The organism is Halalkalicoccus sp. CGA53 (assembly GCF_036429475.1).
In the GTDB taxonomy this organism is placed as follows: domain Archaea; phylum Halobacteriota; class Halobacteria; order Halobacteriales; family Halalkalicoccaceae; genus Natronorarus; species Natronorarus salvus.
In genome coordinates this window covers 610,731-635,188 of sequence record NZ_CP144125.1, presented here as the reverse complement: position 1 = coordinate 635,188, position 24,458 = coordinate 610,731, and the positions used below count along the sequence as shown (strand labels likewise).

The following is a 24,458-nucleotide window of genomic DNA, read 5'->3' as shown; positions in this document are numbered from 1 at the left end:
TATTATGCCATTCTGCGTCGGACCCCGTAGAGCGAACCATGTCACTTGGCATCATATGGATCGTGGCGCTCGTCCTCACGACGTTCACGGTCGCCTACGTCGGCTACGGGCGGTACCTCGCGGGGTTCGTCGACCTCGACGACTCGCGTGAGACGCCGGCACACCGGTACGACGACGGCCAGGAGTACGTCCCGGCGAAGAAACCGGTCCTACTGGGTCACCACTACTCGAGCATCGCGGGCGGCGCGCCGATCGTCGGCCCGATCACGGCGGCGCTGATCTGGGGCTGGGTGCCGGCCGTGCTCTGGGTCGCGATCGGGAACCCGATCCTAGGGGCGGTCCACGACTTCGTCTCCCTCTCGGGGAGCATCAGACACGAGGGCAAGTCGATCGGCTCGATCCTCGGCGAGTACGTCGGGAAGCAGGGCAAGGACATGCTGCTGTGGTTCGCGTTCCTGCTCGTGATCCTCGTCGTCGCCGTCTTCGCACTGGTGATCGCCGTCGTCTTCAACGCGTTCCCGGAGGCGGCGACGGCGAGCATCCTCTACGTCGCGCTCGCGTTGATCTTCGGCGTCTGGCTCTACCAGCTCGGGCTGTCGTTCGCCCTAGGGACCGTGATATTCGTCCCCGCGGTCTTCGTCGCCGTCTGGGTCGGTATCCAGTTCCCGATCGCGCTCACGCCGCCAGCCGAGGACGCCTTCCGCGAGGGGACGTTCGTCCTGCTAGGGGGCTTCCCGCTCGAACTGCTCGGCGAGCAGAACATCGCCGCCTGGGTCGTCACGATCCTCGTCTACGGCGGGATCGCGAGCGTGCTGCCGGTCTGGATGCTGCTCCAGCCGCGGGACTACCTCTCGTCGTTCCTGCTGTACACCGGCGTCGGGGGCGCGCTGCTCGCGGTGATCGTCGGGACCTTCATCACGACGACCGCCGAACCCCTGACGATCAACATCCCGGCCTGGTACGGCTTCATGGGCAGCGACCTCGTGCCGTTCCTGATGCCGCTGTTCCCTCTGCTCTTTCTCACGATCGCCTGCGGGACGATTAGCGGCTTCCACTCGCTGGTCTCCTCCGGGACGACGGCGAAGCAGCTGAACAAGGAGACCGACGCCAAGCTGATCGGCTACGGCGGGATGCTCGGCGAGGGGCTGCTCGCGGCGGTCGCGATCTGTACCGTCGTCCTGATCGCCGCGACGCCGGCCGAGGGCGGCATCGCGCTCGCGCTCCCGAACTTCGCCGACGGTGGCGGCATCATCCTGACCGCGCTGGGCGTCCCCCTGTTCGGCGGGACGGTGTTCATGGGGCTCGTCCTCTCGGCGTTCCTGCTCACGAGCATGGACACCGCGGTCAGGCTCGGCCGGTACATGGTCGAGGAGATCGTCGGGACGCCCGAGACCGCGGTCGAGGAGGCCGGCGCGAACAAGGTCGTGAACACGAGCGTCATCGTCGTGATCGCGTTCGTCCTTCTGGGCAGCGGCGAGTGGGAGACGCTCTGGCCGCTGTTCGGCGGCGCGAACCAGCTGCTCGCCGCGCTCGCGCTCCTGACCGCGACGGTCTGGCTCGCCAACTGGGACGAGTCGAAACAGCTGATCTCCACGGGCGGACCGATGGCGCTGATGGCGGGGATCACCGTCTGCGGCCTGCTGTGGCTCGCTGGCTACCAGGTGCTCTACCAGGGGATCGTCCTCGGCGGGCTCGAAGGCACCTTCGAGGTCGTCGCCGGCATCGTCCAGGGCCTGCTCGCGCTCGTGCTCGTCGGCCTCGGGGTGGCGCTGCTGTGGATCGGCTACGGCAACCTGAAGACGGTGCGCCGGACCGACGCCGTCGCGGCCGACGGCGGCGAGACGGCAGAGGACGACGACTAGACCGTCCTCACCAGCTCTCCGCTGCGATCCGTTCCGGAGCCCGAGTCAGAGCTGGAGCCGTCGGACGATCAGGTCGATCAGCCCCGGCTCCTCGCGGTCGATCGTCGTCCAGAGCCGGAACGCCTCGACCACGTCGGCGCCCTCGCTCGCGACCGCCTCCTCCGCATCGGGGCGGACGACGGCGAGGTTGACCTCGTAGTGTCCGTGAAAGCCGTAGGATAGCAGCGTCCGGTCGGAGAAGTCGGTGACGTACTCGGCGACGCCCTCGTCGATCGCCTCGGCGACGAGGACGAACGTGAAGTCGGTGCTGTAGTGGTGTTCGTCGGCGGCGATCCACCGGTCGGCGAGGTCGTGACCGAGCGCGACGAGCCGATCGAGGTCCGCCAGACGGACCGTGCTCGCGCGACGGGCGAAGAGGTGCTCGGCGAGGTCGTGACGCGCGAACGAGAGCGCTGGGTGGAGGAAGTGTTTCTGGTTCCGGATCGTCATCCTGCCGTAGAGGTCGAACGTCTCCCCGTCGACCCGCCGGTCCCGCTCGAGGTCGTAGTTGGACGCGAGCCGATCGGCCACCCGGTCGAGGAAGGGGTCGTCCCAGGTGACCTCGTCGCCGGCCTCCGTCGAGGGTCCGTTCGGTCGATCGCTCATCCCTGCGGGTCGTAGCGGCGGGCGTCGTCCACCCGGGGCGCGCCGACCGCGAGCACGCTGACGGGCTCGATCCCGGAGATCGGGTTGTACGCCCGGTGGGGGCTCTCGGGCTCGGCGACGAACACCTCGCCCTCTCGAATCACGTACTCGCGCTCGGGCGTCTCGACGTACAGGGTACCGGAGAGGACGTAGAGGAGCTCCTCCTGTTCGTCGTGGGAGTGGTAGGCGAGCGGGATCTGCTCGCCCGGCTCCGCGTCGTAGCGGTTGACCGAGACCGATTCGAGGCCCACGGCCTCGCCGATCGTTCGCCGCGAACACGGCCGATCGGGCGTCTCGGGGAGCACGTCGGGGTCGAGTGCGTGGTAGCCCATCGTCGGACCGGAGGCGGCGGACGGATATATCCCCACGGATAGCCGAACGGTTAACACGCCGCAGGCTCTAGTGGACGTGATGAGCGAGAAGAAGACCGAGGCCTGTGGTCGCTGCTCGATGACGGCGGTTGTCGACGTCGTCGGCGAGCCCCGCGACGTCCTCGGCGAGGGGCGGATCGAACTCGAGGACCGGGAGCTCCGTCGGGTCTCGCCACACGTCGTCGCGCTCTCGGGACTCAAAGAACGGCTGGACGAGGTAGGGTCGCGGTTCATCTACGGCAGATGAGGACAGAAGAGCTATGGCCGGCGAGGCTGTGAACGCTCAGTAGCGCATGGAAGAGTCCGTTTCCGGTTTCAAGGAGCGCGGGGGGTGGGCGCGGGTCGTCGAGCACGGCGAACGTGTGAGCCGCGCGCTGCGGGAGGCGGGCGCGGAGGCGCGGTACCCGGAGGCGTTCGCCGAGTGGGAGCGGTGGCGGCCGAAGGCCGACGAGGAGATCGACGAGGAGGTCTCGGAGAAGACCGCGGCGCAGGCGAGCGTCGACGAGGGCGAGGGCGAACGGGCCGGCAAGGACGCCGAGGAGGACCTGAAGACGGCGGGGGAGCGGCTCACCGAGTCCTACGAGAAGCTCGAGGCGGAGGACACCGACGGCGCGATCGACGACTGGAGCGAGTCGATCAGCTACGTCGCGCGGGCGGCGGATTCGGCGAGTAGGAAGGCGCTCAGGAAGGTCGAGGACACGGTCTACCGGAAGGTGATGACGCAGATCGCCCCGTACTACTTCGACAACGAACTCGTGAGCGCGAACGTCCAGCGGTCGAACCGTGGCGACCGTCCGATCTTCGTCCTCGAGATCAACGTCAACGACGACCGGCTGAAAGCCGAGGTCTCGGAGCGCCTCGCGGAGTACGAGCAGGTGATCGACCGCTGGCACGTCGGCGCGCGAAAGCAGGTCGAGACCGCACAGGCCGCCGAGGGCATCGAGATCACGAACCGGGAGGTGGAGGCGAACAGCTCGGTCCCCGAGGAGGAGCGAATCGAGGAGGTGATCGAGCCGGCGCTCGACCCGCCGAGCGTGATCGAGGGCGAACACCCCGAGAAGGAGGTGCCGCCGGCGATCGCTGCCGCCAACGCCGACGAGGACCCGGACGAGGACGTGACGGACGAGCCCGACGCCGGGGACGCATCGAACCGGTCGTAGCGGCCCGAACGACCCGGCTCCGACGCCGAAGCCGCCGATCTCCCGCCGGAGAGACACTGTATCCTGTCGATAGCGCACCGACCGCCGACGACAGGTTCTTACGAGCCTCACGACGAGTAGGGACGAATGGTAGAGCCCGCTGTCGTGGCCGTGACGATCGTCGCAGCGATCGCGAGCCTCTTCATGGCGTGGTCGATCGGGGCGGGGTCGAGCGGCTCGACACCCTTCGCCCCGGCGGTCGGCGCGAACGCCATCTCGGTGATGCGCGCCGGCTTCGTCGTCGGTCTCCTCTGTTTCGCGGGCGCGGTGCTCCAGGGCCAGAACGTCTCCGAGACGATGGGGCGGGACCTGATCGGCGGGGTGACACTCAGCCCGGAGGGGGCGGCGATCGCGCTGTTGACCGCCGCGGCACTCGTGATGATCGGCGTCTTCACGGGCTACCCGATCGCCACCGCGTTCACCACGACCGGCGCGGTGATCGGCGCGGGCCTCGCCCTCGGCGGGACGCCCGCGTGGGGACAGTACCAGCAGATCGCGGCACTCTGGATCCTCACACCGTTCGTCGGTGGGGGGATCGCCTACGTCACCGCGGTCACGATCCGGCGCGAGGACGTCCCCGATCGTCTCGCGATCCCCGTCCTCGCGGGCGTCGTCGGCGTCCTGCTCGCGAACGTCGAGTTCGCCGTCCTCGGTCCGGAGGGCGAGGACGCCTCGATCGCGGAGTCGGTCTCCGCGTGGGCCGACCTCGGGTTCGGGATCGACCCGGTCGGACCGGCCACGACGCTCCTGATCGCAGCGGTCGCGGCGCTGGTCGTCGGCCGCGACATGCGAGGGAGCGTCGAACGCGGCGAGCGACGCTTCCTCCTCGCGCTCGGGGCGCTCGTCGCTTTCTCGGCGGGCGGGAGCCAGGTCGGCCTCGCGATCGGCCCCCTCCTCCCGGTGCTCGACCCGTTCTCGATCCCCGTCCTCGCCGTGCTGTTCGGCGGCGGTGTCGGCCTGCTGATCGGCGCTTGGACCGGCGCGCCACGGATGATCAAGGCGATCGCCCAGGACTACTCCTCGCTCGGCCCTCGACGATCGATCGCCGCGCTCATTCCGTCCTTCGCTATCGCACAGACCGCGATCCTCTTCGGCATCCCCGTCTCGTTCAACCAGATCATCGTTAGCGCGGTCGTCGGTGCGGGCGCTGCCGCCTCCGCGGGCGGGGCGGGCGTCAGCCGGCGGAAGATCGGGTTCACCCTCCTCGCCTGGGTCGGCTCGCTGGCGATCGCGCTCGCGCTCGGCTACGGGCTCGTCACCGGCGTCGGGACGTTCGTGTGAACTACCCGTCCTCGACCGTCTCCGAGACCGCCCGCCTCGTCCGCTCGACCCGCGCCTTCATGATCCGGGTGTTCTCGACCTCCTCCACCGTGATGTCGGTGCCGTCGTAGGCGAACGTCTCGCCCTCCTCGACGAGCCGTCCGGCGCGGTTGAAGACGAAGCCGGCGATCGTCTCGAACTCCTCACCCTCCGGGAGGTCGATCTCGAGGGCGTCGTTCACCTCGTCGATGTTCACCTCGCCACGGACGACGATCTCCGACTCGGAGAGGACCTCGATCGGCTGTTCTTCCCCGCCGTCGAGGATCTCGCCGACGACCTCCTCGACGATGTCCTCCAGCGTGACGATCCCCTCCGTGGTCCCGAACTCGTCGATGACGATCACCATGTGCAGGCGCTCGGAACGCATCTCGCGCAGGAGTTCGTCGACGGCCTTCGACTCCGGGACGTGTAGCGTCGGGGTCGTCAGGTCCCGCAGCGAGGGATCCGAACGCTCGCCGTAGGTGTGTTCGCGGACGAGGTCCTGGACGGCGACGATCCCGACGACGTTGTCGAGGTTCGCGTCGTAGACCGGTAGCCGTTCGTGGCCGCTCTGGATGGCGACGTCGATCGCCTCGGCGACGCTCGCTTCTGCAGGTATCGCGGTCACGTCGAGCCGGGGCGTCATCACCTCCTTCGCGATCGTCTCGGTGAACCGGAAGACGCGTGAGAGCAGCTCGCGTTCGTCCTCGTCGATGACGCCCTCGCGCTCGCCCGTCTCGATCAGCGCCTCCAGCTCGTCGCGGGTGAGATACGGCGTCTCGATCGCGCCGCCGCCGCCGACCAGCCGGTTCACCCCGCGAGTGAGTACGTCGAACAGCGCGACCAGCGGGTAGAGCGCGTACTCCGAGAGCCGGATCGGGCGGGCCAGACGCAACGCGAGCGACTCGGTGTGTTCGACAGCGTACGATCGGGGCGCGCTCTCGCCGAACAGGAGCACGAGCGCCGCGACCCCGAGGACGCCGACGGCGACGGCGGTCAGCGGGGGGACGACGAACGCGAGCAGGCCGACCGCGATCGCCGCCATCGCGAGGTTACAGAGCGTGTTGCCCGCGAGGATCGTCACGAGCAGCCTGTGTGGGTCCTCCCTGAGCCGGGCGACCGCCTCCGCCCGCGGTCTCCCCTCCTCGACGAGCTCCTCGATCCGGTGGGCCGAGAGCGAGAACAGCGCGATCTCGGCGGCCGAGAACAGCGCGGAGAGCGAGAGCAGGACGACCAGCGCGACCGCTGTGACGCCCGCCAGCACCCCGAACGAGAGATCGAGGCCGAGGACGGTCACCGCACCCACTGACGACGAGAAGTCGGCCATTAGCCGTCGAACGATTGACGGCCGGTCGGATTAAGGGTTTCTTCCCCTCAGCCGAAGAGCGCGAGCGCCGCCGCGAGCGTGAGCGTGCTCGTGACGACGAACGCGAGCGCGACGACGACCAACGGCGCGACGCCAGTCTCTCGCAGTCGCGAGAGCTTGACGTCGGCGCCCACGCCGACGAACGCGAGTAAGAAGAGCCAGTCGCCGACGTCGCCGATCGCCGAGAGCGCTCCCTCCGAGAGGAGACCCGCGTTCGCCACGACCGCGAGGACCAGAAAGCCGACGACGAACGCCGGGATCCGCCGGTAGAGGTCGGCGATCCCGATACGCTGATTCCCCGTGTCGGCGTACCGTGCGGCGTAGGCGACGACGACGACGCCGATCAGCGCGTTCCGCGCGAGTTTCGTCATCGTCGCCCACTGACCGGCGACCTCCGAGTGTGCGAAGCCGACCGCGACGACGGGTCCGGTACTGAACATGCTGAGGCCGGCCCAGATCCCGAACACGGCGTCCGAGAGGCCGAGGGCGGATCCCAGAACGGGGTAGATGACGATCGTCACCGCGTCGAAGAGCAACACGGTCGCGGCGGCGTAGGCGATGTGCTCCTGTCGCGCGCGGATCGCGCTCGCGACCGCGACGACGGCCGAGACCCCGCAGATGCTCGTCCCGGCGGCGAGCAGCGCCCGGAGGCGTTCGGACAGGTCGAAGCCGACACGGGCGATCAGTTCGACGAGGGCGAGCGTCCCCCCGGCGACGCCGAGGACGAGCGCGAGCAGCACCGGTCCCGACTCGACGAGCGCGCCGAGCGGGATCGATGCGCCCAGCAGGACGATCCCCGCACCGAGCAGGACCGAGTAGGTAGCGACGCCCTCCCGCAGATATCCGGGGATCCCGACGGTGTTCGCACAGAGCGCGCCGACGGCGATCGCGAGCAGGATCCGGTCGACCCCGACGAGCGGCGCGAGGAGGTGCGCCGCGAGCGCTCCGGCGACGAGGAAGGCGAGACCGGGCATCGCCTCTCGCCCGCTCATCCGATCGGAACGACGTCCAGAACGACGATCGTGGCGACGAGGGCCACCGCGAGGACGACGCTCTTCCGGTCGTTCGAGAGGGCACTGAAGCGACCCGTGAGGCGGTCGACGGGGCGTCGGAGATACCGGCAACCCTTGCGCAGCACGTCCGAGAGTCGTACGCTCACGGATAAACCGCTTCCCATTTCCGCCGAGGGCCGTCGGCCCGCCGTCCGACCGAACCGGTTTACCGCTCGCGCCCCTCGACCGACCCATGACCGCCCAGATCACGCTCTACCGGCTGCAGGCGTGCCCGTACTGCGAACGAGTCGCCAGAACGCTCGGCGACCTCGGCCTCGAGTACCACTCTCGATACGTCGAAGCGCTTCACTCGCGTCGGACCGCCGTGAAGAGGGTCGCTGGCGTCCGGTCTGTGCCGGTGCTCGTCGACGAGACGACCGGCGTGACGATGGCCGAGAGCGCCAACGTCGTCGAGTACCTGGAGGACACCTACGGCGAGGGGGCGGCCTGATGGTCGACTTCGACGTCGTCTCGCTGCCGCCGGCCGACCACCCCGAATCCGGCGAGGGGGCCCCGGAGTTCACCCGCCCGCTGGTGAACCGGGAGTTCTGGGAGGACGTCTCGCTCTCGGAGCTCACGGACGAAGGGCCGGTCCTGCTCGTCTTCCACTCGATGGACGGCGCGTTCCCGGCGCTCTACACGTGGAAGGAGGTACAGGAGCGGGACCTCGACGAGCGGGTACGCGTCGTCGGCCTCTCGATCTCGACGCCGTACGAGCACAAACGGTTTCTCGAGGAGCGAGACCTCGACGCCTCGCTGTTCAGCGATCCGAGTAACGATATCGCGGAGGCCTACGGTGTCGTGAACGACCTCGACGGGATGAGTGGCGTCTCGGAGCCGCGACCCGCCGTCTTCCTGATCGACGGGGGTGGGACGATCGGGTACGCGTGGGCGGCGAACGAGCATCCCGACTTCCCGGAGTGGGACGAGGTCGAGGACGCGATCGACGACCTGTAAAGGCTTTTTCGGCTCCCAGCCGATCCCGTACCATGAACTCGATCGAGCGGGCCGCGGCCGCGATCCGGTCGGGCGCCCTCGTCGTCTACCCGACCGAGACGGTCTACGGGCTCGCAGCGGACGCGCTCTCGCCCGCGGCGATCGAGCGGGCCTTCGAGGCGAAGGGGAGGGCGCGGGGTCGACCGCTCTCGATGGCGGTACCGGACGGAGAGACAGCGAGAGAGTACACGAGGCTCACCGAACGCGAGCGCGCGTTCGTAGAGCGCTTTCTCCCCGGACCGGTCACGGTCGTCGTCGAGCGTGGTCCCGAGCTACCCGACGAACTCACCGGCGGGCGCGACCGGGTCGGGATCCGGATTCCCGACCACCCGGTCGCCCTGGCGTTGCTCGCCGAGGTCGCGCCGATCACTGCGACGAGCGCGAACCGGAGCGGGGGGGCGAACGCCAGGCGCGCAGAGGACCTCGATCCGACGATCCGGGAGCGAAGCGAGGTCGTCCTCGACGGCGGAACCCTGGCGGGAACTGAGAGTACGGTCGTCGACGTCGAGATGGGGGAGATCCACCGGCAGGGGGAGATCGCTGACGAGGTAGAGCAGTGGCTCGCCGACCACTGATAGGGATCATCGTAGCTGATCGTTCCTGGGGGCGTCAGATCACCGGTGTCGTTCGATTCGCAGCCGTGAAACGATGTGCTCCTACGATGATCCCTACGAGTATCACCTCGCGCCGAAGAGCAGCGATCGAAGTGACCGGCTCCGCACCCCGCAACGGTCGCGGAACTCACAGGACCGACACTTCGCCTTCCCGCGCAGCCGCGGCGGCGGACCGTCGATCGCCTCGGTCGTACGAACCGCCCGTCGGTAGGTCGCCTTCCGCCGGGTCGTGATCTCGACGGATCGGATCACACCGTGCGTGGGGTACTCGACGTACGCCCGTTCGACCGGGAACTCGCGAGTCCAGGCGAGCGCCTTCGCCGCCGCGACCGCACGAACCGAGTCGGGCTCCCAGACGCCCTGCCGCGGGGGGCTGCCGGTCGATATCATCGACGGCTCCGGTGGCTCGTCTAGGACCTTGTGGACGATCCCACGGCACTCCCGACCGGTCAGCAATACGTCGCGCGCATCGGGGTTCACGAGGTCGTCGAAGCGGTCGATCGTCCCAGCGCTCCGTTCTACGTTCGCCCGGTACGCTTCGGGCGAGACGGCGATCGGTTCGGCGGCGAGCGCGCTCTCCTCGGCCGCGAGCAACTCGTCATATCGGAAGGCGAGGTCCCGGCGCTCTCGTACCGACTCGGGCACCGTTCGATCGTCGGCCTGCCAGGTGTAGTAGAGCTTACGCGGGCAGTAGGTGGCGATCGCGAGGTCGCTCATCGCGTGGGGCGGCACGCTCTCGCTGGGCGCGTCCTCGCATAAGAAGTCTCACATCGAGAGCTCGTTTTCCATCCCCTCGGTCGCCTCTCGCAGCCCGTCCTCGCGGGCGTCGTGAGCGAGACGGGTCGAGAGGTCGCCGTCCGCGACGATCGCCTCGAACTCGTCGCGATAGCGGTCGTTCACCCGGCGGGAGGCCGCCTCGGCCTCGAGCGCGCGGACGACCCCCTCCAGCTCCTCGGGAGCGACGTCGAGGGCGTCGGCGATCTCGGAGACGGACTCGCCGTCGGCTCGCCGTCGCCTGATGTCGCGGGTCTCGACCGCGGCCTCGGTGTCCGCTTCCCGCACGAGGTGGAGGTCCATCCGCATCGCGAGGACGCGGTCGGCGTCGACTTCGATCCGCTCGGCGATCTCTTCGTCGCTCTCGTCGGCGAAGAACCCCCTGACGACCGCCGCGTACGTCTCCGTCTCCTCGTCGGTCTCGAACTCGAGTCGCTCGTGCATCGTCTCGATCACGGGCCCGACGCGCTCCTCGTCAGATCGGTCGTCCGCGAGCGACCCCCTCGTCTGTTCCTGGCTCTCGGTGACCGACCCCTCGCCGCTCATCTCGAGGAAGATGTCACGGAGCTCCTGTGTCTTCTCGTCCATGGTTCGTGGCGCGCTCGAACGGGGCGGAGATATATAAACGCTTTCGCCACACCGAATTCGTAAACCGAACCTTTGAGTGTGCTTGACGAGATGGCCGGTTATGACAAATACGACGCGAACGGAGGCCGGAGCGGTCGATCTCGTCGGCGATGAGACGGTGAGAAACCTCGCGCGTGCGGCGACCTTCGCCGCGCTGATGGGCGCGTTCGCCTACGTCTCCTTTCCGAACCCGCTCGCGCCGGGCGTTCCGGTTACCCTGCAGGTGCTCGGTGTCTTCCTCGCCGGGATCCTCCTCGGACCCGTCTGGGGGGCCATCGCGATGCTCTTTTACCTGGTCGCGGGCGCCCTCGGGGTGCCGGTCTTCGCGGGCGGGACCGCAGGGCCGGGCGTGCTGCTCGCGGGTCCGACCCTCGGCTACCTCTGGTCGTACCCGATCGCGGCGGGCGTCGTCGGCCTGGTCGTCCACCGGGGGGCGACGCTCCGCGACCACGGGGAAGCGAGTCTCCCGACGCTCGTCGGGGCGATGGTCCTCGGTACCGTGATCATCTACGCGCTGGGGACCCTCGGATTCGCGTTCGTCCAGGACGTGAGCCTCGGGCGGGCGTTCGTCGCGAGCGCGCTCGCGTTCGTCCCGTTCGAGGCGGTGAAGATCGCCGCCGCGATCGGCATCGTGCGGAGCGACGCGCTCGCCGCCGCCTGATGATCGAGACGCGAGACCTGGTCCACCGCTACGGCGAGTCCGTCGCACTCGACGGCGTCTCGCTCGCGATCGACGACGAGTTCGTCCTCCTCGCGGGGCCGAACGGCTCGGGGAAGACCACGCTCGTCCGTCACTGGAACGGGCTGCTCGAACCCGATGCTGGGGAGGTGCTGGTGAACGGCCGTCGAGTGGGAGCCGACCTCGTCGCCGCCCGGACGACCGTCGGGATGGTCTTTCAGCACCCGAGAGACGGCTTCGTCGCGGCCACCGTCGGCGCGGACGTCGCCTTCGGCCCCGAGAACCTGGGGCTCTCTCGGGAGGGGATCGACCGCAGGGTGGCCGAGGCGCTCGCCGCTGTCGGGCTGGGCGGGCGAGAGGACGACCGGATCGCGACGCTCTCGGGCGGCGAGGAGGAACGCCTCGCCATCGCTGGCGCGCTCGCGATGGAGCCCGATCACCTCGTCCTTGACGAGCCGCTCACCGGCCTCGACGAGCCCGCACGGCGGTCCGTGCTCGCCCGCCTCGGAGAGCTTCACCGATCGGGGACGAGCGTAGTCGTCGTCACCCACGACTTACGCGACATCTGGGAGGACGCGGATCGGATCGTCGTTCTCGGGGACGGGCGGATCGTCCGGGACGACCATCCCGAAGACGTCCTTTCGGATCTCCCGGGTCTCTCGGTGCGCGATCCACGATGCTGAGCTACTCCTCGGGTGCCTCGTTCGCCCACCGCCTCGACGCCCGCTCGAAGCTCGCCTTCCAGCTCGCGTTCGTCGCCGTCGCCTACGCCTACACCACGCCCCGGGGCCTCCTCGCCCTCTCGGGCCTCGTCGTGGTCGTCCTGCTCGCGAGCCGGACGCCCCTGTTCGGAACGCTCTGGACGTTCAGAATCGTCTTCCCGTTCGTCCTCGCCGCGCCGTTGATCGAGGCGGCCGTCCTCGGCCCCCCGTGGATCGCTCTCGACCGGGCCGTCGACCCGGTGCTCGCGAGCTACCGGATCCTCCTCGTGCTTCTGGTCGCCGCGGCGTACGTCCGGACGACGCCGATCCGCGACTCGCAGGCGGCGCTCGCGTGGACGCTTCCGGGACGCGCCGGCCGGTTTCTGGGCCTCGGCGTCGGCTTCGTCGCCCGGTTTCTCCCCCTGTTGGTCGAGGACCTGCAACGGGCGCGTGCGGCTCACGCCGCTCGGCTGGGGACGGAGCAGCCGATTCGAAACCGGATCTCGTGGCTGGTGGTGGCGGGCGTCTCGCGGACGCTCTCCCGGGCGGATCGACTCTCGCTCGCGCTGCGTGCGCGCTGTCTCTCGTGGAACGCGACGCTGCCGGAGCTACGGTTCTCGTGGCGGGATACACTCGTCTCATCACTCGCCATCTCGCTGCTCGTGGGAGCGATCTCCGGCTCGCCGGTCCTCCCCTAGAACCTCGTGCAGCGGCGTGTACGAACCGATCGTGCGTCCGTACGGCGTTCGAACGAGAGTCCCGTCATCGAGCGATCGATAGCCGAGTTCCTGTAGGGGTCAGGACCGACACTCGAGGGAGAGTTCGTACTCGAAGAAGGCGTCGGAGCCGAAGCTCGTCGCGACGACGTAGTACACTCCCGACCCTTCGAGTCGCTGGTCGGCGATCAGCGAGTTCAGCCCGTTTCCACCGTCGTCGTCCTCCGCGACGATCTGTCCCGCCGCGTCGACCAAGTAGAGGTAGGTGTCGCCGTCGACCGTCGAAAGCGAGAGCCTCACCGTGTCCCCTTCCCGCCCGAGGAAACAGTACGCGTCGTGGTAGTGATCGGGTCCTCGGAAGCCGACGGCGTCGTTCGACGTCAGCTCGCCGGCGACCGTCTGGCCACATCTGACGGTTCGCTGCGGACCGAGGACGTCCTGAAACGACCGACACTCGAGCGAGAGTTCGTACTCGAAGACGTCTTCCGGACCGAAGGTCGTCGCGATGACGACGTACTCCCCGTCCTGTGGGAGCACGGCCGTGAGACGCGAGCCGAGGTCGGTTCCGCTGTCGTCGTCTTCCGCGACGATGGCTCCGTCGGGACCGAGGAGGTACAGATACGGGTCGTCCTCGAACACGACCGGCGAGTGAGCGAGCGTAACGTGCTCGCCGGCCTCCCCCTCGAAGACGTAGGCGTCGTGGTAGTGGTCGGGTCCCCGGAAGCCGACGGCGTCCTCGGACGTGAGTTCGCCACGGACCGTCTCGCCACACTCGATTCGCTCTCCGTCACCGACGACCTCCGCGAACTGCCGACACTCGAGCGAGAGTTCGTACTGGAAGAAGGTCTCGGGCCCGAAACTCGTCGCGACGACCGTGTACTCTCCCGTCTCCGGGATGCGCTGTCTGATTCGCGAGTTGAGGAAGAACCCACTGTCGTCGTCCTCGGCGAGGACCGCTCCATCCGGGCCGAGGAGGTAGAGGTACGGGTCCCCGAACTCTCCGATGAACTCGTCGAGGAGCGCCACCGCATCCTCCTCGTCTTCGACCTCGTCGAGCAGTTCCACGACGTCCTCCTCGGTGAGTTCGTCGATCCACTCGTGCTCGTCGATCTCCTCGAACTCCTCGATCGCGTCGACCTCCTCTGGTTCCGCCGCGATCATGTCGATGGTGACGAACTCGTCTGCGTCGCCCTCGAACGTGTACGTGTCGTAGTGATGGGAGTCGTCGCGAAACCCGTCCGGGTCCGCCGACGTTAGCTCTCCGGCGATCGTCTCCCCGCACTCGATCGGCACCGCGTCCTCGACGTCCTCCGCTACAGCGGGTCGTGAGAGTGCGAGCGGTATCCCGCTCGTAACGAGTGCTCCTGCGCCCAGTACGGCTCGTCGTGACAGTGTCCTCTTCCCCGACATCCGATCGCTACCTCCATCAGTCGCTACTTCGCTTTACCCCCTGCACGCCGGAAATAGCTGCCCGGGACCGATCGACGCTCCGACTCGAGCGGGTATGCTACCGTTTCGGTCTCCTCTGTCGGCCGATCCGCTACCACGTCCGACCCGAACTCCTCACCTCGCTCCGTCGTCGAACCGCGTACGCCCGCGGCGCGCGGGCGCGGTGAGAAGAGTTAAGCGCCCGGTACACAGCACAACGATTATGTACGTTCTCGGGCAGGCGGGGGCCGGGGCGACCCGCGAGACGTTCTGGCAGATCGGCTCGGTCGGGAAGGGGTTGTTCTACTTCCTCTCGGTCGTGGTGATCGTGGTCTTCCTCTACGGCGTCTACGAGCGCTTCGCACGCTACACGGAGGGGGCAGAGGAGCCGATCGACCGGCTCTCCGAGCTCTCCGAGCGGGTCGTCGCCGCCGCGAAGATCGCCGGCAGCAACGAGAAACAGTTCAACCGCGACCTCTACGGCGGGCTGATGCACGCCTTCATCTTCTGGGGCTTTCTCGTCCTGCTGATCGGGACGACCATCCTCTTCATCGACATGGACGCCTACGGGCTGGCCACCGGCGAGTCGTTCTGGGTCGGGGACTTCTACCTCGCCTACCAGCTCGTGCTCGACGCGTTCGGGCTGCTGTTCGTCGTCGGGATCGGAATGGCGATCTACAGGAGATACGTCGTCCAGAACGTCCGGCTCTGGGGGCGGCACACGAGCCGCGAGGACGACCTGTTCATCTGGCTGCTCTTCCTGATCGGCGTCGGGGGCTTTCTGGTGCAGGGCGTCTCGATGGTCGGCCAGGAGATCCGCGCCGGCGAGACGGTGAGCTTCGTCGGCGTCTTCACCGCGGGACTGCTCGAGGCCGGGGGACTCACCGCCGAAGGGGCGGCGGCGATCTACCCCGTCGTCTGGTGGCAGCACGCGCTGCTCTCGCTCTTTTTCATCGCGTGGATCCCGTACGCGAAACCGTTTCACATGCTCTCGTCGTTCGCGAACGTCGTGGTCCGCGACGAGAAGGCCGGACTCAGGCTTCCAGCGGTGCCCGCCGACCTGGATCACACGAACGCCGAGTCGATCGACGACTTCACCTGGAAGGACATGCTCGACCAGGACGCCTGTACGAAGTGCGGACGCTGTTCGGCTGTCTGTCCCGCGAAGGCCTCGGGTCGCCCGCTCGACCCGCGTGACGTGATCCTGGACCTCAAGGCCTACCGCGAACAGCTCGACGCGGGTGGCGACGAACGCCCGGTCATCGCGGACGGCGGCGGCGTCATCCAGGCGGAGACGATGGAGTCCTGCATGGCGTGTATGGCGTGTATGGACGCCTGCCCCGTCGAGATCGAACACCTGAACTCGTTCACCCGGCTCAACCGCCAGCTCACCGACCAGGGCGACGTCGACGCGAACATGCAGGACGTCTTCGGCAACCTGATGCAGCGCGGGAACACCTTCGGCGAGCGCCCGGCCGACCGAGCGAACTGGACCGAAGACCTCGAGTTCGAACTGACCGACGCGAAGGAGACCGAGGTCGAGTACCTCTGGTACGTGGGGGACTACCCGAGCTACGACGATAGAAATAAAAAAGTCGCCCGCTCGCTCGCCCGGCTGTTCGACGCCGCGGACGTCGAGGTCGGCATCCTCTTCGAGGAGGAGCGCTACGACGGCAACGACATCCGTCGGGTGGGCGAGGAGTTCCTCTTCCTCGAACTCGCCGGCCACCACGTCGAGAGTTTCGAAGAGTGCGAGTTCGAGAGGCTCGTCTGCACGGACCCCCACAGCTACAACACGTTCGAGAACGAGTACCCGGAGATCGACTTCGCGGAGTTCGCCGACGACCCGGTGATGCCGTTCGAGTACGACGGGTTCTGGAATAGCGACGGAGAGATCGAGGTACTGCACTGGACGCAGGTGGTCGAGGCGCTGGTTCGCGAGGGACGGCTCGGCCTGTCCGGTACCGAACTCGACTACACGGTCACGTACCACGACCCGTGTCACCTCGGCCGGTTCAACGACGAGTACGAGGCGCCGAGAGACCTCATCCGGGCGACGGGCTGCGAGCTCTACGAGATGCCGAGAAACCGCGCGAACTCCTTCTGCTGTGGTGGCGGCGGCGGCGGCCTCTGGATGGAGTTCGACGAGGAGCCCAAACCGAGCGAGGAACGGCTCCGGGAGGCGTTAGAGGACACGGAGGCCGGGAACGCCGTCGAGAAGTTCGTCGTCGCTTGTCCGATGTGCATGACGATGTACGAGGACGGCCGGAAGACCGGGAATTTCGAGGATCGGATCGAGATCGTCGACGTCGCCGAACTGTTGATCGAGGCGGTCGAGGTGGGCGGTGTGAGTGAGACGTCGAGGTCGAACGAAACGCCTGCCGCGGCCGACTAAACGACCTCTGTGGGATCGAGCCGATCGACCAGCCCGTCGAAGTCCTCGTCGAACGAGAGGACGCGATCGATCCCGTGGTACTCCGTGAGCGCGACCGTCGAGGCGTCGGTGAAGCTCAGCGCGTGGTCGTCGTAGCGCTCGAAGAGCAGGATCGATCGCCCGAACAGCTCCTCGGTGAGGTGGAGCAGTTCTATCGTATCGGGATACGGATCGGCCCCACGGATCCCGTCCCCGACGGCTTTCGCGTCGTCGGACCGTCCCGTTCGCGTTCGCGCGAGCGTGACCGTCTCGTCGTAGACGTAGTCGCTGGTGTAGAGGCGACCGTGCCGCCCCGATACGAGGTGTTCTAGCGCGTTCGTCGCCGATACGTGCCCGGGTACGTCGCGGTCGTGGTGCGCGTAGAAGACCCCGGTGTCGACGAAGACGCTCATTCGATCTCGGTGCCGTACAACGTCTCGTCGATACCCTCCTCGTCGACGGGGTTACCGGACGCCGTGATCCCCGAGAGCCACCGCTCGGCCTCCTCCTCGTCGAGCCCCTCCCACTCGTCGCGATACGAGTCGATCAGCTCTTCCCTCGAGGCGTACGCATCGCTCACGAGCCGATCTAGCAGCTCCTGCCGCGTGACTCGCTTCCCCCGCTTCTAACCTGATCTCCGCCCGTAGCTCCTCGAGCCGGGACTTCGCCGACTCGCTCATCCTCACCGAGGTACTCGTACTACATGGTAGTAGGTTCTACCACGTAACGGTTACTCCTCGACCCTCGATTCGACGTATCTCACCGCCTCCTCCGGTGTTTCGACCGCCTCGACGCCCTCGACGTCGTGCGTTCCGAGGCCGACGACCGGTCGACCGACCTTGAGCGCGAAACCGATCTCAGAGAGCGTGCCGTAGCGGCCGCCGACCGCGATCACTGCCTCGCCGTTCCTGACGACGAGCACGTTCCGCATCTCGCCGATCCCGGTGACGATCGGGACCTCGACGTGGGGGTTCGCCTCGCGAACGTCGGTCCCGGGGAGGATCCCGATCGTGCGACCGTCGACCTCGCTCGCGCCCTCACACGCGGCCGCCATCACGCCGCCTCGACCGCCACAGACGAGCGTGTGACCTCGCTCCCCGAGCAGCCGGCCCACCCGTTTCGCGACCGCCGTCTCGTCCCGTTTCTCCGTGCCGCCGCCGACGACGCTCACGCGCATGCGGGTGGCTCGCGACGGGCAATCAAGTCCGTTCCGACGGAACGACGCGCCTTTACCCCCCTCTCCACTACCCCCGGTATGGACCTCACGACGCGCCCCCGTCGGCTCAGAGGCGACGGGCTCCGCCCGCTCGTGAGCGAGACGCGCCTCGCATCCGAGGACCTCATCGCGCCCGTCTTCGTCGACGCGACGACCGACGAACGCGTGTCGATCCCCTCGATGCCGGGCCACGAACGCGTCCCGCTCGCGGCGGCGGCCGACCGGGTGCACGAGGTGCGCGAGAGCGGCGTGCGGGCGGTGATGCTCTTCGGTATCCCCGACGAGAAGGACGAACACGGGTCGCGGGCGTGGGCCGACGACGGCGTGATCCAGCGGGCGACGCGGGCGATCACCGACGAGACCGACGTGACGGTGATCGCCGACCTCTGTTTCTGCGAGTACACGAGCCACGGCCACTGCGGGATCCTAGCGGAGGGGGCACGCGAGGGCGGGACGATGACCGTCGACAACGACGCGACGCTCTCGATCATCCGGAAGACGGCGGTCTCGCAGGCCGATGCCGGCGCGGACGTGATCGCTCCGAGCGGGATGACCGACGGGATGGTCGGCGTCATTCGAGACGCGCTGGACGAGGCCGGCCACGAACACGTCTCGATCATGAGCTACGCGGTGAAGTACGCGAGCGCCTTCTACGGGCCGTTCCGTGACGCCGCCGACGGCGCACCCGCCTTCGGTGACCGGCGCCACTACCAGATGGACCCGGCGAACGCCCGCGAGGCGCTCCGCGAGGCCCGCCTCGACGTCGAGGAGGGCGCGGACGTGCTGATGGTGAAACCCGCGCTCCCCTACCTCGACATCGTGAACGACGTGAGGAGGAGTACGGACGTCCCGATCGCGGCGTACAACGTCTCGGGGGAGTACGCGATGCTCCAGGCCGCGGCGGAGAAGGGCTGGCTCGACCTCGAGACCACGGCGATGGAGTCGCTGCTCTCGATCAAGCGCGCCGGGGCGGATCTCATCTGTAGCTACTTCGCCGAAGAGGTCGCCGAACGACTGTAGATCGGGGTGTCGGGGGGTTTCGGGTTCGCGGGTGCGTTTCGAGTGTGACGGCGGCCAGCACGGAGTGAGGTAACGGCCAGTACGGACGTTCTTCCCTCTCAGGCAGTCTCGGCGTCGTCACGGACCGGTGATCTAACCGATGGCGCGACCACTTGAGCCGGCCGGATGTGGAGAAGCACGCGCGGTGTATCGCGTTCGTAGGGGTACTCGTCGACGCCCCAGTAGCGTCGGGCCTGTCGGTCGCTGAAATCCAGTGCCCCGTCCTCGGGCATCCGCTCGACTTCCCCTCGGATCTCCACGTATCGATAGATGTCGTCCGGGTCGATGACCGTGACTGTGACGCGGGGATCGTATTCGACGTTGCTGTGTTTTCGCGTGTCCCCGTTCGAATGACGACGAGCACGTACGTCCCATCGTAGTCCACCCACACCGGCGTCACCTGTGGATGCCCGTTCGGAAGCATCGAGGCGAACGTCGCGATCGCGGGCTTCTCGAACAGGTCCAGTCTGTCGTCTGGGATCGGTGCCATACCTCGTGATGACGCCGAACGAGTACAGCACTACGGCCGCCAGAGCTCCCGATCCTCGGACGGTCAGCACACGCCTCTCCTCGCCGGCGGAGCCGATCCGAAGCCCTCCGGAGTTCGCCCGCTGCGATCCCCTGTGGCTTCCGAGTGGGTGCTTAGAGCTGATCGCGAACGTGTGCCAGCAGGTTTCGCACGTCGCGGGACTCCTCGTGGCGCCACGGCTTCAACTGCAGCGCCCTGCGCCGGCGCGAGAGCAGCGAACAGAGCTCCTCCCACTGCCAGCGGTCGAGCGAGACGGTCGGAAACGGCCCCTCCGCCTCGTCGACCCCGTCCTCGATCGACCGCCGGAGCTCTCTGAGGATCTTCCACTCGTCGTACGTCGGGCCGTAGGCGTAGTAGAGCCGGTTCTCGTGCTCCCTGAGCCAGTTCACGAGCGCATACCACTCGCCCGCTTCGAGTTCGACGCTCGCTCGCGGCTCCGTCTCCGCTCCGCCCGACGACTCCATTGCCGTGGGTAGTGAGCGCACGGTCATTACTGTTGGCTCGCCCCGTTGAGAACTGGACGATCGAACGTATTAATCTGGCTATACAGTACAGAATACGTGTATATACCCCGAACAGTACCCGGTATGGCCGTACGATGCCGGAGAATATCGACATGTACGTACGAAAGGCTATGTCTCCCGAACGCGCCGTGGTGGCTGTGAGCGGAATGACAACGAAGGACACGCCAGGGGTAGCGGGGAGACCATCGATCGCGGATCGCGAGGTGGGCGCATGAGCGACCTCGCGACGCTGGCGGAGGGGCTGAACCTGATGTGGGCGCTGACGGTCACGTTCCTCATTTTCTTCATGCACGCCGGTTTCGCGATGCTCGAGGCCGGGCAGGTCAGATCGAAGAACGTCGCGAACCAGCTGACGAAGAACATGCTGACCTGGGCGGTCGGCATCGTCGTCTTCTTCCTCGTGGGAATGGGCGTCTCGAACAACGTCGGGGCGGCGCTCGGCGGTGGCGAGGCGACCTCGCTGACGATGTTCGGGGCGGAGTCGTTCGACTGGACGATGTGGCTCTTTAGTGCGGTCTTCGCGATGACCGCCGCGACGATCGTCTCCGGTGCGGTCGCCGGTCGTGCGAAACTCCGCGCGTACGTCACGTACACGTTCGCGCTCGCCGCGGTGATCTACCCGGTCGTCGCGGCGCTCGTCTGGTACGCTCCGGGCGGGACGCCGCTGCTCGCGGTGCTCGGCTTTCAGGACTTCGCGGGCGGGATGGTCGTCCACGGCGTCGGCGGTGTCGCCGGCCTCACGGCGGCCTGGATCCTCGGTTCCCGGATCGACAAGTACGGCGAGGACGGCTCCACGAACGTCATCCCCGGTCACTCGATGACGTTCGCGGTGCTGGGGACTCTGATCCTCTGTTTCGGCTGGTTCGGCTTCAACGTCGGGACGGCCGCGACGGTCGTCGAGATCGGCGACGCGGGCGCCGAACTCGCCGACTTCGCCTACGTCGGAAGCGTCGCGATGGTCACCGCGCTCGGGATGGGGATGGGTGCGCTCGGTGCGTCGGCGGTCTCGCTCTACCTGAACGGGAAAGTCGATACGCTCTACGTCGCGAACGGGATGCTCGCGGGCCTCGTCGGCGTCACCGGGCCGACCGACCTCCTCACCCCGATGGGCGCGCTGGCGATCGGGTTCATCGCGGGCGCACAGCTCCCGATCGTCTTCCGGTTCGTCGAGAAACGGTTGAAGATCGACGACGTCTGTGCGGTCTTCCCGGTCCACGGGAGCGCGGGGATGCTCGGACTGATCCTCTTCCCGCTCTGGTCGAACGCTGAGGGTGCAGCGGTGATCGGCGGGAGCGTCGTCGCCGGCGGGATCCTCTCGATCGAGGCGGGCGCGTTCGCCCCACAGATCGTCGGCGTCGCCGTCATCACGATATGGACCGTGGCCGCGACCGCCGCCGTCTGGGGCGCGTTCAAGGCGGTCGGACAGGCCCGTGTGACGCCCGAAGACGAGCGCGACGGCCTCGACGTGACCGAACACGGCGTCGACACCTACCCCGAGTTCGCCTCGCCGGAGGTCGTCACCGACGGCGGGCGCTACCGGACCGACGGCGGCTTCGAGAGCTACGTCGCCGACGGCGGTGCCGCGATCAAGATGGTCACCGCGATCATCCGGCCGGAGAAGCTCGCGGCCGTGAAGACCGCGCTCGCGGAGGTCGGCGCGCCCTCGCTCACCGTGACGAACGTCTCGGGCAGGGGGAGCCAGGCCGCGAAGAAGGGCCAGTGGCGCGGCGAGGAGTACGTCGTCGACCTCCACCAGAAGGTGAAAGTCGAGTGCGTCGTCGCGGAGGTCCCCGCGACCGAGGTCGCGGCGGCGATCCGCGAGGCGGCGTCGACCGGTGAACCCGGCGACGGCAAGGTCTTCGTCATCCCGGTCGAGGGGGCGCTCCAGGTCCGGACCGGCGAGAGCGGCATCGAAGCGGTCTGACCTCTTCTCTCACCCGCCGCTGGTGGTAGCGGAGGACCGGTCGTAGCCCGGCGAGAGCTCGTCCGAATCGAGGCTGAGCAGGTAGGTGTCTATCTCGACGAGGCCATCGATCAGCCAGCCCACGCCCTCGTAGAACGGGCCCTCGGCCAGCTCCCGGACGTCGTCGGCGAGCTTCGGCAGCCACCAGCCGTGTGCCGCGAGGAACGCCCGGCGGTGCTCGTCGTCCCCATCGCGCGCGAGTATCTCCAGCGCGGCGAGTTCGACGGCTGCGTGATCGCCCTCCTCCCTGAGCTCTGCCGACGGGTGGATCTCGAGGTCGCGGTAGCTGGCCTTGACCGCCGCGAGCGGCTTGCCCAGGTAGTCGTCGGCGTACCACGACTCGTACGCCTGCATCTTCGGCCGGGGACCGACGAACAGCTTGGTGTGCGCCCGTCTGAGCTCGTCGGCGGCCGTCGCCGGATCGTCGACGCCGGTCCGCCACTGTTCTAGCAACCGAAAGCCGTTCTCGAGCGCCTGCGGCCGCGCGTCGGCGGGAAACGGTTCGGCGGCGAGACGCTCGATCGCCGCCTCGTCCGGCGGGTCGGCGACCACGCCGGAGACGAAGGCGTAGAGGTCCGCGAGTTCGGTCGTCGTGTCGTCCGTACGCGTCATTATCGTAGTCGGGTACTGGGCCTGCGGGGGTAAATCGGTTGGATCGAGTCGGCTACACCGGCAGCGGCATCGGGGCGAACTCCGCGGCCATGAGGTAGGTGATCGCGAGCGTCACCTTCCCGACAGTGGCGAGCGCCGCCGCGGTCACGTACGACGAGACGACCGCCGTCTCCGAGAGCGACCCGCGCCGTTCGCCGAGAACGGCGGCGACGAGCAGGGCGACCGGGACGAGCAGCCCGAGCACGACGCTCACGCCGACGAACGCGAGGGCGTGCGTCCCGAGGAGGTTCTCGACGCCGGCGGTCGCCGCCGGACGCTGCCCGGGCAAGAGCACCACGGTCGCCGCGAGCGCGAGCGCGGTCGCCCCGAGCAGGCCGACGGCCGCGGTCGCGTACGTTCGAAGGACGGCACCCGGTGTGCGGTCGAAGACCGCCGCGAGCGCGAGTGCGGTGACCAGTCCGACGCCGAGCCCGCTGAAGATCTGGACCGGGACGAGGAACGTCTTCTCCCAGAGCGCGACGCGCTGGGCGGAGCCCTCCCCGTAGGCCATCGCCGAGTAGAGGAGGACGCCCGCGGCGAAGACCCCGAACAGCGCACCGAGTAGGAGTCGGGTCTTCTCGGACGGCCGGGTGACGTCGGCGACCGAATCGACGGCTCCCAGGAGGCCGACGCGGTCGGCGACGCCGCGGAACCCGCCGACGGTCCGGTCGCCGGTCGCCGCCCGTGCGGGGCCGCCGTCGGAGGCGACGTCGCGACCGCCGTCCGCGACCGCAGACTCCCGCCCGGCCGCACGGGCGTGCGGTCGCTCGGTCCCGAACGCGAGCCAGAGGAACATCAGCGTGCTCCCGATCCCCAGCCCGCCGAGCATGTACGCCCCGATGGTCATCCACGAGCCGAGGTTCGTCATCGTGAGCGGGATGAGCATCGCCCTGAGGGGGGTCGCGAGGTGGCTCAACAGGATCGGCGGGCCGATCACCAGGCCGCCGAGGCCGACGAGGTAGGCCCACTTCGCGATCGCCCCGTGGCCGGCCGAGCCCCTCCGGTACGAGACGACGTCGGCGGCGTAGCCAGCGAGGTACGCCCCGCCAGCGATCCCGATGAGCGCGACGTAGACGCCGACCTTCCAGCCCCACTCCGTTATCGGTTCGTTGAAGACGATCTCCGCTGTCATGGCCCCTCCCCCATCACCGCGTCGGCGTCGTCCCCGAAGACTATCCGTGCCGCCTCGTCGTTGAACGGGGTCGAGACGCCGTCTTCGGCGAGCTTCTCCGAGAGCTCGTCAGGCGTGCCGTAGAGCAGCGCGTCGGTCGGACACTCGGAGGCACAGGCCGGTTCGAGGTCATGTTCCTGTCGCGGCTCGCAGGTCGTACACTTGTCCATCAGCCCGTTGCCTCGGGCACCGACCGGCTCGGACTCGGCCGCCTCGGGCACCTCCGCGTCCGGGTACTGCGGCGCGCCGAACGGACAGCCGACACCACAGTAATGACAGCCAATACACATGTCCCCGCTCACCCGGACGGTGCCGTCGTCGCGGAAGAACAGCGCTTCGGTCGGACAGACCTCGACGCAGGGCGCCTCCGAGCAGTTGTAACACTGCATCGGCTTGTTCGTCTCGTCCTCGGTACCGTGGGCCATGGCGACGACCTTGATCCGGTCGCTCTCCGGCGGGAGGTTCCACGTCCGCTGGCAGGCGACCTCGCAGGCGCCACAGTCGATACACGACTCCCAGTTGGGAACCACCCGCGCCGGTCCGCTGGATTCTTGTGTGCTCATT

At 68.1% G+C, this 24,458-nt stretch carries 28 protein-coding genes and 1 pseudogene; 13 read left to right on the top strand and 16 right to left on the bottom strand.

Annotation, left to right across the window (positions count from 1 at the left end; all coding sequences use genetic code 11):
* Positions 1 to 38: 38 nt before the first annotated feature.
* Positions 39 to 1,862: a carbon starvation CstA family protein gene (locus tag V2L32_RS04475; protein ID WP_331235276.1), complete on the top strand. Its 1,824-nt coding sequence runs from the start codon at positions 39 to 41 to the stop codon at positions 1,860 to 1,862.
* Positions 1,863 to 1,907: 45 nt separating this feature from the next.
* Here the strand turns inward: V2L32_RS04475 and V2L32_RS04470 are convergent, their stop codons facing one another.
* Positions 1,908 to 2,507 carry a hypothetical protein gene (locus tag V2L32_RS04470; RefSeq protein ID WP_331235275.1) on the bottom strand — a complete coding sequence of 200 codons (600 nt, stop codon included), beginning with the start codon at positions 2,505 to 2,507 and terminating at the stop codon, positions 1,908 to 1,910.
* Positions 2,504 to 2,878 carry a cupin domain-containing protein gene (locus V2L32_RS04465; RefSeq protein WP_331235274.1) on the bottom strand — a complete coding sequence of 125 codons (375 nt, stop codon included), beginning with the start codon at positions 2,876 to 2,878 and terminating at the stop codon, positions 2,504 to 2,506. The genes V2L32_RS04470 and V2L32_RS04465 overlap by 4 nt, the downstream gene beginning before the upstream one ends.
* A gap of 79 nt (positions 2,879 to 2,957) precedes the next feature.
* Between V2L32_RS04465 and V2L32_RS04460 the strand changes: the two genes are divergently transcribed.
* From V2L32_RS04460 to V2L32_RS04450, 3 genes and pseudogenes are all read left to right on the top strand, one after another.
* Positions 2,958 to 3,164, top strand: coding sequence for a hypothetical protein (locus V2L32_RS04460; RefSeq protein ID WP_331235273.1), 207 nt, complete (start codon positions 2,958 to 2,960; stop codon positions 3,162 to 3,164).
* Between the two features lie 46 nt (positions 3,165 to 3,210).
* Positions 3,211 to 3,888: pseudogene (locus tag V2L32_RS04455) on the top strand (DUF5828 family protein); the annotation flags it as partial.
* 315 nt (positions 3,889 to 4,203) lie between these two features.
* The gene (locus tag V2L32_RS04450) at positions 4,204 to 5,397 is read left to right on the top strand and encodes an inorganic phosphate transporter (protein WP_331235271.1); all 1,194 of its coding nucleotides are present in this window, start codon (positions 4,204 to 4,206) and stop codon (positions 5,395 to 5,397) included.
* 1 nt (position 5,398) lies between these two features.
* Here the strand turns inward: V2L32_RS04450 and V2L32_RS04445 are convergent, their stop codons facing one another.
* From V2L32_RS04445 to V2L32_RS04435, 3 genes are read right to left on the bottom strand one after another with little or no spacing between them, the layout of a single operon-like run.
* On the bottom strand, positions 5,399 to 6,742 hold the full coding sequence (locus V2L32_RS04445) for a hemolysin family protein (RefSeq protein WP_331235270.1): 1,344 nt from the start codon (positions 6,740 to 6,742) through the stop codon (positions 5,399 to 5,401).
* A 47-nt stretch (positions 6,743 to 6,789) separates the two neighbouring features.
* Complete coding sequence (locus V2L32_RS04440) at positions 6,790 to 7,773, bottom strand: YeiH family protein (RefSeq protein ID WP_331235269.1); 984 nt, start codon at positions 7,771 to 7,773, stop codon at positions 6,790 to 6,792.
* Positions 7,770 to 7,940 (bottom strand): hypothetical protein, encoded by a 171-nt coding sequence (locus V2L32_RS04435; protein ID WP_331235268.1) that lies wholly within the window; start codon positions 7,938 to 7,940, stop codon positions 7,770 to 7,772. Before V2L32_RS04435 ends, V2L32_RS04440 begins: the two co-directional genes overlap by 4 nt.
* An 86-nt stretch (positions 7,941 to 8,026) precedes the next feature.
* Between V2L32_RS04435 and V2L32_RS04430 the strand changes: the two genes are divergently transcribed.
* Genes V2L32_RS04430 through V2L32_RS04420 form a run of 3 tightly spaced genes read left to right on the top strand, consistent with a single transcriptional unit; the run spans position 8,027 to position 9,404 of the window.
* On the top strand, positions 8,027 to 8,284 hold the full coding sequence (locus V2L32_RS04430) for a glutathione S-transferase N-terminal domain-containing protein (protein ID WP_331235267.1): 258 nt from the start codon (positions 8,027 to 8,029) through the stop codon (positions 8,282 to 8,284).
* Positions 8,284 to 8,790 (top strand): redoxin domain-containing protein, encoded by a 507-nt coding sequence (locus V2L32_RS04425; RefSeq protein WP_331235266.1) that lies wholly within the window; start codon positions 8,284 to 8,286, stop codon positions 8,788 to 8,790. The genes V2L32_RS04430 and V2L32_RS04425 overlap by 1 nt, the downstream gene beginning before the upstream one ends.
* A gap of 32 nt (positions 8,791 to 8,822) precedes the next feature.
* The gene (locus tag V2L32_RS04420) at positions 8,823 to 9,404 is read left to right on the top strand and encodes an L-threonylcarbamoyladenylate synthase (RefSeq protein ID WP_331235265.1); all 582 of its coding nucleotides are present in this window, start codon (positions 8,823 to 8,825) and stop codon (positions 9,402 to 9,404) included.
* Positions 9,405 to 9,506: 102 nt separating this feature from the next.
* Here the strand turns inward: V2L32_RS04420 and V2L32_RS04415 are convergent, their stop codons facing one another.
* Both V2L32_RS04415 and V2L32_RS04410 read right to left on the bottom strand, forming a co-directional pair.
* A complete protein-coding gene (locus tag V2L32_RS04415) occupies positions 9,507 to 10,175 on the bottom strand; it encodes a CRISPR-associated protein Cas4 (protein WP_331235264.1) in 669 nt (222 codons plus the stop codon).
* A gap of 33 nt (positions 10,176 to 10,208) precedes the next feature.
* Entirely contained in the window at positions 10,209 to 10,805 is a 597-nt protein-coding gene (locus V2L32_RS04410) for a hypothetical protein (RefSeq protein ID WP_331235263.1), read from the bottom strand.
* Between the two features lie 100 nt (positions 10,806 to 10,905).
* Here V2L32_RS04410 and V2L32_RS04405 point away from each other — a divergent pair, with 100 nt between their 5' ends.
* From V2L32_RS04405 to V2L32_RS04395, 3 genes are read left to right on the top strand one after another with little or no spacing between them, the layout of a single operon-like run.
* Positions 10,906 to 11,505 (top strand): biotin transporter BioY, encoded by a 600-nt coding sequence (locus tag V2L32_RS04405; protein ID WP_331235262.1) that lies wholly within the window; start codon positions 10,906 to 10,908, stop codon positions 11,503 to 11,505.
* Positions 11,505 to 12,206 carry an energy-coupling factor ABC transporter ATP-binding protein gene (locus V2L32_RS04400; protein WP_331235261.1) on the top strand — a complete coding sequence of 234 codons (702 nt, stop codon included), beginning with the start codon at positions 11,505 to 11,507 and terminating at the stop codon, positions 12,204 to 12,206. The genes V2L32_RS04405 and V2L32_RS04400 overlap by 1 nt, the downstream gene beginning before the upstream one ends.
* Positions 12,200 to 12,922, top strand: a complete 723-nt coding sequence (locus V2L32_RS04395) for an energy-coupling factor transporter transmembrane component T family protein (protein ID WP_331235260.1) — start codon at positions 12,200 to 12,202, stop codon at positions 12,920 to 12,922. Before V2L32_RS04400 ends, V2L32_RS04395 begins: the two co-directional genes overlap by 7 nt.
* Positions 12,923 to 13,021: 99 nt before the next feature.
* Here V2L32_RS04395 and V2L32_RS04390 read toward each other — a convergent pair whose 3' ends face one another.
* Entirely contained in the window at positions 13,022 to 14,350 is a 1,329-nt protein-coding gene (locus V2L32_RS04390) for a hypothetical protein (RefSeq protein ID WP_331235259.1), read from the bottom strand.
* Positions 14,351 to 14,591: 241 nt separating this feature from the next.
* Between V2L32_RS04390 and V2L32_RS04385 the strand changes: the two genes are divergently transcribed.
* A complete protein-coding gene (locus tag V2L32_RS04385) occupies positions 14,592 to 16,763 on the top strand; it encodes a heterodisulfide reductase-related iron-sulfur binding cluster (RefSeq protein WP_331235258.1) in 2,172 nt (723 codons plus the stop codon).
* Here V2L32_RS04385 and V2L32_RS04380 read toward each other — a convergent pair.
* From V2L32_RS04380 to V2L32_RS04370, 3 genes are all read right to left on the bottom strand, one after another.
* Positions 16,760 to 17,194: a type II toxin-antitoxin system VapC family toxin gene (locus V2L32_RS04380; RefSeq protein ID WP_331235257.1), complete on the bottom strand. Its 435-nt coding sequence runs from the start codon at positions 17,192 to 17,194 to the stop codon at positions 16,760 to 16,762. The genes V2L32_RS04385 and V2L32_RS04380 overlap by 4 nt on opposite strands.
* Positions 17,191 to 17,361 carry a hypothetical protein gene (locus V2L32_RS04375; protein WP_331235256.1) on the bottom strand — a complete coding sequence of 57 codons (171 nt, stop codon included), beginning with the start codon at positions 17,359 to 17,361 and terminating at the stop codon, positions 17,191 to 17,193. Before V2L32_RS04375 ends, V2L32_RS04380 begins: the two co-directional genes overlap by 4 nt.
* Positions 17,362 to 17,511: 150 nt before the next feature.
* The gene (locus tag V2L32_RS04370) at positions 17,512 to 17,958 is read right to left on the bottom strand and encodes a TIGR00725 family protein (RefSeq protein WP_331235255.1); all 447 of its coding nucleotides are present in this window, start codon (positions 17,956 to 17,958) and stop codon (positions 17,512 to 17,514) included.
* Between the two features lie 78 nt (positions 17,959 to 18,036).
* On the opposite strand from V2L32_RS04370, the gene hemB reads away from it, so the two are divergent.
* Complete coding sequence (gene hemB / locus V2L32_RS04365) at positions 18,037 to 19,017, top strand: porphobilinogen synthase (protein ID WP_331235254.1); 981 nt, start codon at positions 18,037 to 18,039, stop codon at positions 19,015 to 19,017.
* A 98-nt stretch (positions 19,018 to 19,115) separates the two neighbouring features.
* On the opposite strand, the gene V2L32_RS04360 is transcribed toward hemB, so the two are convergent.
* Together V2L32_RS04360 and V2L32_RS04355 are read right to left on the bottom strand one after the other, a co-directional pair.
* Positions 19,116 to 19,616 carry a pyridoxamine 5'-phosphate oxidase family protein gene (locus tag V2L32_RS04360; RefSeq protein WP_331235253.1) on the bottom strand — a complete coding sequence of 167 codons (501 nt, stop codon included), beginning with the start codon at positions 19,614 to 19,616 and terminating at the stop codon, positions 19,116 to 19,118.
* A gap of 82 nt (positions 19,617 to 19,698) precedes the next feature.
* The gene (locus V2L32_RS04355; protein WP_331235252.1) at positions 19,699 to 20,049 is read right to left on the bottom strand and encodes a hypothetical protein; all 351 of its coding nucleotides are present in this window, start codon (positions 20,047 to 20,049) and stop codon (positions 19,699 to 19,701) included.
* Between the two features lie 271 nt (positions 20,050 to 20,320).
* On the opposite strand from V2L32_RS04355, the gene V2L32_RS04350 reads away from it, so the two are divergent.
* Complete coding sequence (locus V2L32_RS04350; protein WP_331235251.1) at positions 20,321 to 22,033, top strand: ammonium transporter; 1,713 nt, start codon at positions 20,321 to 20,323, stop codon at positions 22,031 to 22,033.
* 9 nt (positions 22,034 to 22,042) lie between these two features.
* Here the strand turns inward: V2L32_RS04350 and V2L32_RS04345 are convergent, their stop codons facing one another.
* From V2L32_RS04345 to V2L32_RS04335, 3 genes are read right to left on the bottom strand one after another with little or no spacing between them, the layout of a single operon-like run.
* Positions 22,043 to 22,684 (bottom strand): TorD/DmsD family molecular chaperone, encoded by a 642-nt coding sequence (locus tag V2L32_RS04345; protein ID WP_331235249.1) that lies wholly within the window; start codon positions 22,682 to 22,684, stop codon positions 22,043 to 22,045.
* Between the two features lie 52 nt (positions 22,685 to 22,736).
* Entirely contained in the window at positions 22,737 to 23,855 is a 1,119-nt protein-coding gene (locus V2L32_RS04340; protein WP_331235248.1) for a dehydrogenase, read from the bottom strand.
* Complete coding sequence (locus V2L32_RS04335; RefSeq protein ID WP_331235247.1) at positions 23,852 to 24,457, bottom strand: 4Fe-4S dicluster domain-containing protein; 606 nt, start codon at positions 24,455 to 24,457, stop codon at positions 23,852 to 23,854. The genes V2L32_RS04340 and V2L32_RS04335 overlap by 4 nt, the downstream gene beginning before the upstream one ends.
* Position 24,458: the final 1 nt, after the last annotated feature.